9 protein-coding genes and 1 tRNA gene are annotated in these 13,693 nt (G+C 66.5%); 5 read left to right on the forward strand and 5 right to left on the reverse strand.

Annotation, left to right across the window (positions count from 1 at the left end; all coding sequences use genetic code 11):
- The coding region (locus Q1J79_RS09295; protein WP_300299515.1) for a calcium-binding protein at positions 1–5,339 on the forward strand (5,339 nt) is incomplete at its 5' end.
- 9 nt (positions 5,340–5,348) lie between these two features.
- On the opposite strand, the gene Q1J79_RS09300 is transcribed toward Q1J79_RS09295, so the two are convergent.
- A tRNA-Ser gene (locus Q1J79_RS09300) sits at positions 5,349–5,439 on the reverse strand.
- A 101-nt stretch (positions 5,440–5,540) separates the two neighbouring features.
- On the opposite strand from Q1J79_RS09300, the gene Q1J79_RS09305 reads away from it, so the two are divergent.
- Positions 5,541–5,852, forward strand: coding sequence for a hypothetical protein (locus Q1J79_RS09305; RefSeq protein ID WP_300299517.1), 312 nt, complete (start codon positions 5,541–5,543; stop codon positions 5,850–5,852).
- A 21-nt stretch (positions 5,853–5,873) separates the two neighbouring features.
- On the opposite strand, the gene lepA is transcribed toward Q1J79_RS09305, so the two are convergent.
- A complete protein-coding gene (gene lepA / locus Q1J79_RS09310; protein WP_300299519.1) occupies positions 5,874–7,679 on the reverse strand; it encodes a translation elongation factor 4 in 1,806 nt (601 codons plus the stop codon).
- Between the two features lie 23 nt (positions 7,680–7,702).
- Positions 7,703–8,179 carry a PaaI family thioesterase gene (locus tag Q1J79_RS09315; RefSeq protein ID WP_300299521.1) on the reverse strand — a complete coding sequence of 159 codons (477 nt, stop codon included), beginning with the start codon at positions 8,177–8,179 and terminating at the stop codon, positions 7,703–7,705.
- A 311-nt stretch (positions 8,180–8,490) separates the two neighbouring features.
- On the opposite strand from Q1J79_RS09315, the gene Q1J79_RS09320 reads away from it, so the two are divergent.
- On the forward strand, positions 8,491–8,706 hold the full coding sequence (locus Q1J79_RS09320; protein WP_300299523.1) for a hypothetical protein: 216 nt from the start codon (positions 8,491–8,493) through the stop codon (positions 8,704–8,706).
- Positions 8,707–9,070: 364 nt separating this feature from the next.
- Entirely contained in the window at positions 9,071–9,745 is a 675-nt protein-coding gene (locus Q1J79_RS09325; protein WP_300299525.1) for an HNH endonuclease family protein, read from the forward strand.
- A gap of 52 nt (positions 9,746–9,797) precedes the next feature.
- Here the strand turns inward: Q1J79_RS09325 and Q1J79_RS09330 are convergent, their stop codons facing one another.
- Positions 9,798–10,868 (reverse strand): tartrate dehydrogenase, encoded by a 1,071-nt coding sequence (locus tag Q1J79_RS09330; RefSeq protein WP_300299527.1) that lies wholly within the window; start codon positions 10,866–10,868, stop codon positions 9,798–9,800.
- 144 nt (positions 10,869–11,012) lie between these two features.
- Between Q1J79_RS09330 and galE the strand changes: the two genes are divergently transcribed.
- Complete coding sequence (gene galE / locus Q1J79_RS09335) at positions 11,013–11,999, forward strand: UDP-glucose 4-epimerase GalE (protein ID WP_300299529.1); 987 nt, start codon at positions 11,013–11,015, stop codon at positions 11,997–11,999.
- On the opposite strand, the gene Q1J79_RS09340 is transcribed toward galE, so the two are convergent.
- Entirely contained in the window at positions 11,996–13,684 is a 1,689-nt protein-coding gene (locus tag Q1J79_RS09340) for a hypothetical protein (RefSeq protein ID WP_300299531.1), read from the reverse strand. The genes galE and Q1J79_RS09340 overlap by 4 nt on opposite strands.
- Positions 13,685–13,693 lie beyond the last annotated feature (9 nt).

Genomic DNA, 13,693 nt, shown 5'->3' on the forward strand with positions numbered 1-13,693 from the left:
CGGATTACGCCGACACCCTGACCGGCGATGCCAATGCCAATACACTGACCGGCGGCGCCGGCGACGACACCCTGCAGGGCGCTGGCGGCGCCGATGCCCTGATCGGCGGCACCGGCAGCGACACCGCCAGCTATACGGCATCAACAGCGGCAGTCACCGTCAATCTCGCCACCGGCGCCGGCAGCGGCGGCGATGCCGCCGGCGATACGCTCAGCGGCATCGAAAACATCACCGGCTCGGATTACGCCGACACCCTGACCGGCGATGCCAATGCCAACACCCTGACCGGCGGCGCCGGCGACGACACGCTGCAGGGTGGTGGCGGCGCCGATGCCCTGATCGGCGGCACCGGCACGGATACCGCCAGCTATGCGGCATCGACCACCGGCGTGACCGTGAATCTGACCACTGGGACCGGCAGCGGCGGCGATGCCGAGGGCGACACGCTGTCGGAGATCGAGAACATCACCGGCTCGGATTACGCCGACACCCTGACCGGCGATGCCAATGCCAATACACTGACCGGCGGCGCCGGCGACGACACCCTGCAGGGCGCTGGCGGCGCCGATGCCCTGATCGGCGGCACCGGCAGCGACACCGCCAGCTATACGGCATCAACAGCGGCAGTCACCGTCAATCTCGCCACCGGCGCCGGCAGCGGCGGCGATGCCGCCGGCGATACGCTCAGCGGCATCGAAAACATCACCGGCTCGGATTACGCCGACACCCTGACCGGCGATGCCAATGCCAACACCCTGCGCGGCGGCGCCGGCAACGACCGGCTGGATGGCGGCACCGGCGATGACACGCTGCTGGGCGGCGCGGGCGCCGATACCCTGATCGGCGGCACCGGCACCGACACCGCCAGCTATGCCGATGCGACCGCCGGCGTGACCGCCAATCTGGCCAGCAGCGCCGCCAACACAGGCGATGCCGCCGGCGATACCTATGCGACGATCGAGAACCTCACCGGCTCGGCCTACAACGACATCCTGACCGGCAATACCGGCAGCAACGTGCTGGAAGGCGGCGCAGGCGCTGACACGCTGACCGGCGGCACCGGCACCGACACCGCCAGCTATGCCAGCTCGACCGCCGGCGTGACGGTGAACCTGGCCGCCGGCACCGGATCGGGCGGCGACGCCGAAGGCGACACGCTGGCCACCATCGAGAACGTCACCGGCTCGGACTTTGCCGATACGCTGACCGGCAATACCGGCAGCAACGTGCTCACTGGCGGCGCAGGCGATGACGTCCTGATCGGCGGCGCGGGCAGCGACACGCTGATCGGCGGCAGCGGCAACGATACGGCCAGTTATGAAAGCTCCAGCGCAGCGGTCACCGTCAGCCTCGCCAGCGGCACGGGCTCCGGTGGCGATGCGGCCACCGATACGCTGAGCGGCATCGAGAACCTGACCGGCTCGGCCTATAACGACACCCTGACCGGCAATGCCGATGCCAATATCCTGAGCGGTGGCGCCGGCAACGATATCCTGCAGGGCGGCGCGGGTGCCGACACCATCGCGGGCGGCGCCGGCACCGATACCGCCAGCTATGCCGCCTCCACGGCGGCCGTCACCGTCAACCTGGCCACTGGCGCGGCCAGCGGCGGCGATGCCGAAGGCGACACGCTGAGCGACATCGAGAACCTGACCGGCTCGGCCTACGCCGATACGCTGACCGGCGATGCCAATGCCAACTTCATCGACGGCGGCACCGGCAACGACCTGCTGGATGGCGGCGCGGGCGCCGACGTGCTGACCGGCGGCACCGGCACCGATACCGCCAGCTATGCCGCCTCTTCCGCCGGCGTGACGGTAAACCTGACGACCGGCACCGGCACGGGCGGCGATGCCCAGGGCGACACGCTGGCCACGATCGAGAACCTGACCGGCTCGAGCTTTGCCGACACGCTGACCGGCAACACATCGGTGAACCGCCTGGAAGGCGGCGCCGGCGACGATGTCCTGATCGGCGGCGGCGGCGCCGACGTACTGGTCGGCGGTGACGGCAGCGACACTGCCAGCTACACCACGTCGTCGACGGCGGTGAATGTCAATCTGGCCGCCGGTACCGCCACGGGCGGCGACGCGGCGGGCGATAGCTTCGACAGCATCGAAAACCTGACGGGCGGCGGCGGTGCCGACACCCTGACCGGCGATGCCAATGCCAACATCATCGACGGCGGCGCCGGCAACGATACGCTGGTGGGCGGCGGCGGCGCCGATACGCTGAGCGGCGGCGCGGGCACCGACATCGCCAGCTATGCCGCCTCAGCAGCAGCCGTGACCGTCAACCTTGCCACCGGCACCGGCACCGGCGGCGACGCCGAAGGCGACACGCTGGCCACCATCGAGACCGTGATCGGCTCGGATTACGCCGACACCCTCACGGGTGATGCCAATGCCAATACCCTGAACGGTGGCCTGGGCGATGACCTGCTGCAGGGTGGCGCCGGCGCCGATGTGCTGACCGGCGGCACCGGCACCGACACCGCCAGCTATGCCGATTCCTCCGCCGGCGTCACCGTCACGATTGCCAGCACCACCGGCACCGGCACCGGCGGCGATGCCCAGGGCGACACGCTGACCGGCATCGAGAACCTGACCGGCTCGGCTTATGCCGACACCCTGACCGGCAGCACGGCGGCCAACGTGCTGCAGGGCAGCGCGGGCGACGACGTGCTGATCGGCGGCGCTGGCGGCGATACGCTGGTGGGCGGCGAAGGCAGCGACACGGCGAGCTATACCACCTCGTCCACTGCCGTGACGGTCAACCTCGCCACCGGCGTGATTTCCGGCGGCGACGCGACGGGCGATACATACGACAGCATCGAGAACGTCACCGGCGGCAGCGGCGCCGATACCCTGACCGGCGATGCCGGCGCCAACCGCCTGGATGGCGGCAGCGGCAACGATACCCTGGTGGGTGGCGGCGGCGCCGACATCCTGATCGGCGGCGCCGGCACCGATATCGCCAGCTATGCCGCCTCGAATGCGGCAGTGACTGTCGATCTGACGGCCGGTACCGGGTCGGGCGGCGATGCCGAAGGCGACACGCTGGCCACCATCGAGACCGTGATCGGTTCGGGTTACGGCGACACCTTGACCGGTGACGCCAATGCCAACCGCTTGGAAGGCGGCGAAGGCGACGACGTGTTGTCCGGCCGCGGCGGCAGCGACACGCTGATCGGCGGCGGCGGCACCGACACGGTCAGTTATGCCGGCTCGGCGGCAGCGGTGAGCGTCAACCTCGGCACCAATGCCGTCTCGGGCGGCGATGCCCAGGGCGACAGCATCTCGGGTTTCGAGAATGTGATCGGCTCCGACAATGCCGATACGCTGACCGGCAGCAGCAGCGCCAACGTGATCGAGGGCGGCGCGGGCAATGATACGCTGCAGGGCGGCGGCGGCGCCGACACCCTGAGCGGCGGCGCGGGCACGGATACGGCCAGCTATGCCGCCTCCACCACGGCCGTCACGGTCAACCTTGCCACCGGGACAGGCGCCGGCGGCGATGCCGCAGGCGACACGCTGACCGGGATCGAGAATCTGACGGGCAGCAGCTACAACGACATGCTGACCGGCGATGCCGGCGCCAACCGCCTGGATGGCGGCACCGGCGACGACACGCTGGAAGGCGGCGCCGGGGCCGATGCCCTGGTCGGCGGCACCGGCACGGATACGGCAAGCTACAAGGATTCCACTGCTGGCGTGACGGTCAGCCTGGCCAGCGGCACCGGCAGCGGTGGCGATGCCCAGGGCGACACCCTGGCCACCATCGAGAACCTGACCGGCTCGGCTTATGCCGATACGCTGACCGGTAACACCAGCGCCAACATCCTGGAAGGCGGCGCGGGCGCGGATACGCTGGTGGGCGGCGGCGGCATCGATACCGCCAGCTACGCCGGCTCGACAGCGGCCGTGACCGTCAATCTGGCGACAGGCGCAGCCAGCGGCGGCGACGCCGAGGGCGACACGCTGACCACCATCGAGAACCTGACCGGTTCGGTCTACGGCGACATCCTGACTGGCAATACCGGAGCCAACGTTCTCACCGGCGGCGAAGGCGACGACGTCCTGATGGGCGGCGCGGGCTCGGATACGCTGGCCGGCGGCCTGGGCATCGATACCGCCAGCTATACCGATTCCACCGCGGCCGTCACGGTCAACCTTGGCAGCGGCACCGGCTCGGGCGGCACGGCGCAGGGCGACACGCTGTCTGGCATCGAGACGGTGATCGGCTCAAGCTACAACGACAGCCTCACCGGCGACGCCAATGCCAACACGCTGCAGGGCGGCGCGGGCAACGACACGCTGCAGGGCGCGGCGGGCGCCGATACGCTCACGGGCGGCGCCGGCACCGACACCGCCAGCTATTCTTCGTCCAATGCCGCGGTGAACGTGAACCTCGCCACCGGCGAGGGCTTCGGCGGCCATGCCGAGGGCGACACGCTGTCGGAGATCGAGAACCTCACCGGCAGCAGTTATGCCGATACCCTGACCGGCGATGCCGGCGCCAACCGGCTGGATGGCGGCACCGGCAATGACACGCTGGAAGGCGGCGCCGGCGCTGACGTGCTGGTCGGCGGCACGGGCACGGATACCGCGAGCTATGCCGGCGCCTCGGCCGGCGTGACGGCCAGCCTGACCAGCAGCGCCGGCAATACCGGCGATGCGGCGGGTGATACCTACACCACGATCGAGAACCTGACCGGCTCCGATTTCGCCGATACCCTGACCGGCAGCAGCGCCGCCAACACGCTGAGCGGCGGTGGCGGCGACGACACCCTACTGGGCATGGCCGGCGGCGACGTGCTGTCGGGCGGCTTGGGCAGCGACACGGCTAGTTATGCCGGCTCGAATGCGGCAGTGACGGTGAACCTTGCCGCCGGCACGGCCAGCGGCGGCCATGCCACCGGCGACAGCCTGAGCTCGATCGAGAACCTGACGGGCAGCAGCTACAACGACACGCTGACCGGCGACGACAACGCCAATATCCTGGATGGCGGCGCCGGCAACGATGTTTTAAGCGGCGGGCTGGGCGACGATACGATGACTGGCGGCGCCGGTTCGGATATCGCCTATTTCGCCGAAGGCTGGGGCAATGACCAGTTCAGCGGCGGCCCGGCCGGCGGCTGGACCGACACGGTCTATATCAACGACGTCTCGGCCGGTCCGGGCTTTGGCGACTGGACCGTGACGCTGGCCGATGGCACGGTGATTTCCGACAGCGCCGCCCATGGCACCCTGACGCTTGGCGCTGACGTATCCGGCACCATCGTGATGGGTGATGGCAGCGAACTGACCTTCGACGGGGTCGAACGGCTGCAGTGGTAGGCAGCCGGCTGGCGGAGGGAGTGGGATTCGAACCCACGATACCCTTTTGAGGTATACACACTTTCCAGGCGTGCGCCTTCGACCACTCGGCCATCCCTCCGGCGCGGGCCGGCACTATACCCGCCGGCGGCGAATTTGCAATCGGCCGGCGGGACGGCGTAAAGTCTTGGGCGGATGGGCGGATTCACGAGGGGGCGCGTCGTGCTGCTGGGACGGATTGTGGGCTGGCTGCTGCTGGCGCTGGCCATGCTGGCACTGGGTGGCGACGGGCTGCGCTGGCTGGAAAGCGGTCTGCCCCACCTGATCAGCCTGCGCGACTTCTGGACCCATTTCGACCCGAACGGCCCGGCCCTGCTGCAGAGCCTGCTGCCGCCCGTGATCTGGGACCCGGCCATCGTCACCATCCTGACCTGGCCGGCCGGCATCACGCTCGGCATCCTCGGCGTGGCGCTGCTGATCCTGTTCCGCAAGCGGCCACCCCGGCGGCGCCAGCGCTTCGGCGCCCTGGCCTGACCGAAGCGGGCCTAAAAGGCCTCAGTTATCCGAGATCTTGAGCGCGGCGATGAAGGCTTCCTGCGGAATCTCGACATTGCCGACATTGCGCATGCGCTTCTTGCCCTCTTTCTGCTTCTCCAGCAGCTTGCGCTTGCGGCTGACATCGCCGCCGTAGCATTTCGCCAGCACGTCCTTGCGCAAAGCCGAGATGTCCTCGCGCGCCACGATGCGCCCGCCGATGGCGGCCTGGATGGCGATCTTGAACATCTGGCGCGGGATCAGCTCCTTCAGCCGCTCGCAGAGCTGGCGGCCGCGCGATTCGGCGCGGGCGGAGTGCACGATCGTCGCGAGCGCGTCGACATTCTCGCCGTTGACCAGGATGGTCATCTTCACCAGGTTGCCGGCCTCGTAGCCGTCCATCGCATAATCGAAGCTGGCATAACCGCGGCTGACCGACTTGAGCCGGTCGTAGAAATCGAACACCACTTCGTTGAGCGGCAGGCGATAGACCACCATGGCGCGGTTGCCGGCATAGGTGAGCTCGACCTGGCGGCCGCGTTTATCCTCGCAGAGCTTGAGGATGCTGCCCAGATGCTCGTCCGGCACCATGATGGTGGCCTTGATCCAGGGCTCGTCGATATGGTCGATCAGCATCGGGTCCGGCATGTCGGCCGGGTTATGCACCTCTTCCATCGAGCCGTCGGTCTTGTGAACGTGATAGATCACGCTCGGCGCGGTGGTGATGAGATCGAGGTTGAATTCGCGCTCCAGCCGCTCCTGGATGATCTCCAGATGCAGCAGGCCGAGGAAGCCGCAGCGGAAGCCGAAACCGAGCGCCGCCGAGCTTTCCATCTCGAAATGGAAGCTGGCGTCATTCAGCCGCAGCTTGGCCAGGCTGTCGCGCAGCTCGGGAAACGCGCCGGCATCAATCGGATAAAGCCCGCAGAACACCACCGGCACCGAGGGTTTGAAGCCGGGCAGCGGCTCGGCCGCCGGGCGCCTGTCTTCCGTGATGGTGTCGCCGACCGACGTATCGGCCACTTCCTTGATCGCGGCGGTGAAGAAACCCATCTCGCCGGGGCCGAGTTCATCGACCATGACGCGCTTCGGAGTCGTGACGCCGACGCGCTCCACCGGGTGGACCGCGCCCGAGGACATGAACTTGATCTTCATGCCCTTGCGGATCACGCCGTCGACGACGCGGAACAGCACCACGACGCCCAGATAGGCATCGTACCAGCTGTCGACCAGCAGGGCCTTTAGCGGCGCATCGCGATCGCCCTTCGGCGCCGGCAGGCGATGCACCAGAGCTTCCAGCACCAGGTCGATGCCGATGCCGGTCTTGGCCGAGATCGGCACGGCATCCGAGGCATCAAGCCCGATCACATCCTCGATCTGCTGCTTGACGCGGTCGGGCTCGGCGGCCGGCAGGTCGATCTTGTTCAGCACCGGCACGATTTCGTGATGTGCATCCAGCGCGTGATAGACATTGGCCAGCGTCTGCGCTTCCACGCCCTGGGACGCGTCGACCACTAGCAGCGAGCCTTCGCAGGCGGCGAGCGACCGGCTGACTTCATAGGCGAAGTCGACATGGCCGGGCGTGTCCATCAGATTGAGGACATAATCCTTGCCGTCCTTGGCATGGTAGTTCAGGCGCACGGTCTGCGCCTTGATGGTGATGCCGCGTTCCTTCTCGATATCCATCGAGTCGAGGATCTGCTCGCTCATCTCGCGCTTTTCGAGGCCGCCGCAGGACTCGATCAGGCGGTCGGCCAGGGTCGACTTGCCATGGTCGATATGGGCAATGATCGAGAAGTTGCGGATCAGGGACAGGTCGGTGGCCACAGTGGACTCGTTTCCAGCGCGTGTTAGCGGAACAGGCTCAGGACATTGCCCTCGCGGGATTCCTGAGACGGAATTTTCATGATGCCCGAGGCGCGCAGGCAGGGCGCGCCATCGGCGGTGATCAGGCATTCGGCAAAACCGAGATTACGCGTCATGCGGATCAGCCGGCCCTTGCCCTCGACCCAGGCGCCCAGCGGCGCCGGCCCGACATAATCGCCGCCAAGCTGCACCGTGGGCAGGAACTTCCTGCCGCCGGCCGCCACCGAGACGGTGAAGCCCAGCAGCATGTCGGCAAAGGTCATCAGCATGCCGCCATGGCAGATCTGCATCGGGTTGCAGTGGCGCAGCTCGACGCGGAAGCCCATCACCGGCAGGCCGTCGGCCTCGTCCAGCCGGCCCCAGAGCGGGCCGTTGGTTTCCATGAAGCCGGCCAGCAGGTCGAGCTTTTTCATGCCGGCGGGGGCCGCTGCCGGCTGGTCGGTGATCTGGGGTGCGCTCATGGGCGGGGGTTGTAGCATCCACCATGATGGGCGGCAACGCAGGCCGAGGCGAAGGGGGCCGCGGGGAGGCCTGCGGTTTGGCGCGGGTTTGCCATGGCTTGGCGACGGCTGGCGGCGGTTTGGCGCGCGAGGGCGCCGTTTCGCGGCTGGTGCCGTCGGTTTTGCGTCGTTTTGCGATGGTTTTGATAGGATAACCCATTGATTTCACATGTGCCGGATTTTTGGGATGCCGCATCGGCCTGCCGCCGGTCAGCTCTTGTTCAATTAGAACAAAAAGCGTACATTTCAATCCTGACCTCGGAGACATCGCCATGCGCCCTGCCCTGCCTTCTCTCCTGGCACCCGTCATCCGCATCGCCGATGAGCTGGGCCATGAATATGCGATCTGCGACCGGGAATGCCGGGCGCTGGCCACCCATCTGGACCGGCGGCCGCGCCTGAGCGCGCAGGAGGCGGAAACCTACAAGGCACTGTTGCGCCGCCGGGCGCGGATCGCCGATGAATGGCGGATGGCGACGGCGGACTGAGCCGCCCTTGAGTCGCCAGCGGCCAGTGCGCTTGTTGGCCGTTGCCGGCGATTCATCCTCCTCGTCTACACAGCGTATGCCTGCAGGCGCCATGGCATCTTTCGCCAATCAGACGATGATCTATGGCCGCTCCGAACAGCGTTTCCATGACATGCTGGAAGACTGGCTCGGGATGAGAAGCGTCGACGAAGAAAAGTAACCCATTCAACTTCAGGCCGAAAATTGCTACCCACTAGCATAGGGCGCTTTACTTAGGCTGAAGACGCATACCATCGCATTCAGAATTGCTTGGGGGCAACTTCATGACAACTGAAATATCTGAGAATATTCTAAAGAAACAAGACAGAGCGTGAGATCTTTAAAATTGCTTGGCAGCCAGCAGATCCCTCCAGTGATGATGGCTGCGCTAATCAAATTTTCACCTCAAGAAACGGAGCGTCTGTTCCGTCTATTGGAGGTTATAATTGTGCGTTTCCAACTGATTGGGGCAGGACGAACAGGACGGTTAGAAAGTGCATGCGCTCGGCTAGCTAGGTCAATATTTAAAGGCGATGTAACCACTGCCTCATCCGCTTTTAAGGAACTTAAAGAAGTCTATCCATCAGATTCAGAATTTCAGCAGGCATTTACCTCAAAGCGAGAAGCGAGCAATCAAAAGGCGCTATATCTATTGCGTGCCTTAGAAAGTGAAGAAAGGCGTCTCAAGAAAGGTGTCATGGCAAAAGAGAATGAGCCCGGCACACTTACTGTCGAACATATCTTACCTCGTAAGGCAGGCGATGAATGGTCCGCAGTTACCAAGAAAGATCCGACAATTGTCGAGGAATGCGCATTAAGGCTCGGGAACATGTGTTTGCTGACAAAGGTAAACAGAGAACTCGGCAGGAAACCATTCTCTGATAAGAAGCCTGTTTATGCGAAAAGCGATATTATCTTAACCTCAATGCTGGCGCAGAACTCCGATTGGGCACGACCCAACATTGAGCAACGACAAGCTCATATGGCGAAGATCGCGGTTAGCGTCTGGCGTTTCCAGTAAAAGCGAGAATAAGGGTCGCCACAAGGTAACCCTTGTATAGTGTAGGGCTCAATCACCCCTTCGCCACGGCTTCCGCGATGGCCTTGCCCACATCGGTGGTGTTGGCCTGGCCGCCCATGTCGGGGGTGCGCGGCCCGGCGGTGAGCACCTCTTCGATGGCCTTCATCACGGCATCGGCCGCGTCCCTGTGGCCGAGATGCTCCAGCATCATGGCGCCGCACCAGATCTGGCCCACCGGGTTGGCGATGCCGCGCCCCGCGATATCCGGCGCCGAGCCATGCACGGGCTCGAACAGCGAGGGGAAGTTGCGCTCGGGGTTGAGGTTGGCCGAGGGCGCGATGCCGATGGTGCCGGTGCAGGCCGGCCCGAGATCGGACAGGATGTCGCCGAACAGGTTCGAGCCGACGACGACGTCGAACCAGTCCGGGTGCTGCACGAAATGGGCGGTGAGGATGTCGATATGGAACTTGTCGACCCGCACGCCGGGATAGGCTTTTGCCATCTCGGCCACGCGTTCGTCCCAGTAGGGCATGGTGATCGAAATGCCGTTCGACTTGGTGGCCGAGGTGAGATGCTTTTTCGGCCGGCTCTGCGCCAGATCAAAGGCGAATTTCAGGATACGATCCGTGCCGATGCGGCTGATGATGGTTTCCTGGATGGCGAATTCGCGTTCGGTGCCGGCGAACATGCGGCCGCCGATGGAGGAGTATTCACCCTCGGTATTCTCGCGCACCACCCAGAAATCGATATCGCCCACCTTGCGGTTGGCCAGCGGCGAGGGAATGCCCGGCATCAGGCGCACCGGGCGCAGGTTGACATACTGGTCGAATTCGCGGCGCCACTGGATCAGCGAACCCCAGAGCGAAATATGGTCGGGTACTTTCTCGGGCCAGCCTACGGCGCCGAAGAAGATGGCGTCATGGCCGCCGATCCGCCGTTTCCAGTCGTCCGGCATCATCTTGCCGTGCTTGAGGTAGTAGTCGCAGCTCCAGTCGAAGGAGTCGAAACTGAAATCGATGCCAAAGCGGCGCGCCGCCGCATCCATGACGCGCAGACCCTCGGGCACCACTTCCCTGCCGATGCCGTCGCCGGGGATCACTGCAATCCTGTGTTTCTGTTTCATGGCGTTCCTGCCGGCCGTTTCTCGTTGTGGCTGAAAGCCGGACTATAAAACGGCCCACAGGATACGGCCATATCCACAGGCCATATTACAGTCCTGCGCATTGCGCCGTCCCGGGCAGTCCTTATGCTGCGCGCGGGGGATTTCATGACGTATTCCGTTCTTGTCACCGGCGGTGCCGGCTTTGTCGGCAGCCATGCCTGCAAGGCGCTGCATGCCGCGGGCTTTGCGCCGGTGACGTATGACGACCTGTCCGGCGGCCACGAAGATGCCGTGCGCTGGGGCCCGCTGGAACGCGGCGACATCCGAGACGGCGCGCGGCTGCGCGACGTGCTGGCGCGGCACCGGCCGGTGGCGGCGCTGCATTTCGCCGCCCGCATCGAGGCGGGCGAGTCCATGCGCGATCCGGCCACTTTCCATGCCGTGAACGTGGAGGGCACGCTCTGCCTGCTGGAGGCATTGCAGCGCGCCGATATCGCCTCCTGCGTCCTGTCGAGCACGGCGGCCGTTTATGGCGCGCCGCAGGCGACGCCGATTGCGGAAGACCATCCGCTGCGGCCAATCAATCCCTATGGCGAAACCAAGCTGGCGGCGGAAACCCTGCTGGCCGATTTCGCCGCGCGCCACGGCTCGCGGTTCGCAGCGCTCCGTTATTTCAATGCCGCCGGCGCCGATCCCGATGGCGAACTGGGCGAACGCCATGATCCAGAAACGCACCTGATCCCGCTGGTGCTGCAGGCCGCCGCCGGCCAGCGCGCGCATATCACCGTCTATGGCAACGACTACGAGACGCCGGACGGCACCTGCATCCGCGACTATGTGCATGTGGCCGACCTGGCCGATGCCCATGTGCTGGCCCTGCGGCACCTGCTGGATGGCGGCGCGTCGCTGCGGCTCAACCTGGGCACCGGACAGGGCTGGTCGGTGCGCCAGGTGATCGAAACCGCGCGGCGCGTGACGCGGCGCGAAATCAGGGTGCAGGACAGCGGCCGGCGCGAAGGCGACCCGCCGGCCCTGGTCGCCGATGCCACGCAGGCGCGGCGGGTGCTGGGCTGGCGGCCGCTTCGCGCCGCGCTGGAAACCCAGATCGCCGATGCCTGGCGCTGGATGACGCGGCCGGGCGGGATGCCTTAAGCGCCGCGCTCCCACACCGCGCTGGCGGTGACGATGTAGTCAATGCGGCCATCCTGCAGCAGTTGCAGGGCCTCAGCCGGCGCGTCGGCGGGCGGCGCAAAGCCGGCCTGCAGCGGCAGGCCGAGCAGAACCGGCAGTTCGGTCAGGTTGGCATAGGCAGCCAGCAGATCGGCCAGCAGCGGCTGGTCCTGCGGATCGACCGCCACCGGCACCAGCAGGCCGTCAGGCAGCAGCCCGGAGCCCAGCGCATCGCGCCAGCGCGGCGCCGGCAAAGCCGCAATCCCGCCCTGCGCCTGGGCAACATCGAGACCCGGGCAGAGCAGGCCGAGACCAACGCGCGCGACATAGACCACGGGCGGCAGCCAGCCCGGCCGTTCGAGCCGCTGGTTGGCCAGAGCCGCGGCGCCGGCGATGCCGCCATTGAACACCACGACACGCGCGGCGGCGCCATCGGCGCCGATGGCGCGGCCGTCATAACAGGCGACCAGCTTGCCGGCATTGAGCAGGGCGGCGGCGGCGCGCACCGGATCGTGGCTGACCAGCCGGCAGCCGGCATTGCCCAGCACCGGATCGATATCGGCGGCATAGTCGCGGCCCCAGGCCATGCCGGCCAGCGGTTTATGCCGCTGGCGCCAGATGTCGAACCCGTCGCGCTGCAGCAGCAGGTCGAGCACGCCGCCGAGCGGCAGGGCCGCGTTCGAAACACGCGGATAGAGGCCAAGCGAATCCGGCTGCGCGGCCTGGGCCACCATGTGCACCAGGCGCGGATCGGCGAACAGGCTGCCGCCGAGCGCCAGGTGGCGCAGCTCGTGGCGCCGCATCAGCGTCGTGATGGCCTGGCCGAACAATGCGGTGAGCGCGAATTGCAGCGAGGACGCCACCAGCGCCGGCGGCTGGTCCTCGACCAGGCGACGCAGCCAGCGCTGCGGCCCGCCCTCGGCGCTGAAATCGGCCTGGACGCGACCCGCCTCGTCCACCTTCAGATGCGCCAGCAGGGCCTGGCCCAGCACCGGCTCGCCATGGCCGGCCAGCGCGAAGAGGGTGGCCGCATCGGGCAGGCCAAGCGCGTCGACGCCGAGACCGAGCAGGCGGCCAGGGCTGAGCGCGCCGGCCATGGCCGGATCGGTTTCGTCGTCATACAGCGTGGCGAGCCGCCCGTATTTCAGCACCCGCGCGCTGCAGCCCTGCTCGTCGGCGGTGAAGATGAGGCCGTTGTCCCAGCCGGTTTCATTCAGCGCCAGCAGGGCCTGGGCATCATGGTCGCGATGGAAATGCACCGCGATGTTGCGGTTGAGCCCGAGATCGTCGAGCAAGGCCGGCAGGTCGAGCAGGCTTTCGCCCGGCCGGGAATTGCCCTCGGCATGGCGGCGCGTCTCGTCGCTCAAGCTGATCGGCGTATCGCGGCCGAAGAACTGGCGCAGCCCGCGGCCAAGCCGGCGGGGCAGCGAGAGATGGCTGTAATAGCGGCCGGGAAACACGCCATGCGACAGGCTGAGCGCGCCGATCTCGTCGGCCCGCAGGCCGGCGATGTCGAGGCATTCCGCGATGGCTTCGACAGGCAGGCGGCCACCGTCATGCGGCATGCCCGTGAGGCGGGCAAGCGGCACGGCGGCAAGCAGCGTGTAGTCGTCGAACACGGTGGCGCCGGCGTCAGCCCAACCGGAATGAACGCCGAGCACCAGCATGGTCAGGGC

Source organism: Ferrovibrio sp., from assembly GCF_029255545.1.
Classification (GTDB): Bacteria; Pseudomonadota; Alphaproteobacteria; order Ferrovibrionales; family Ferrovibrionaceae; genus Ferrovibrio.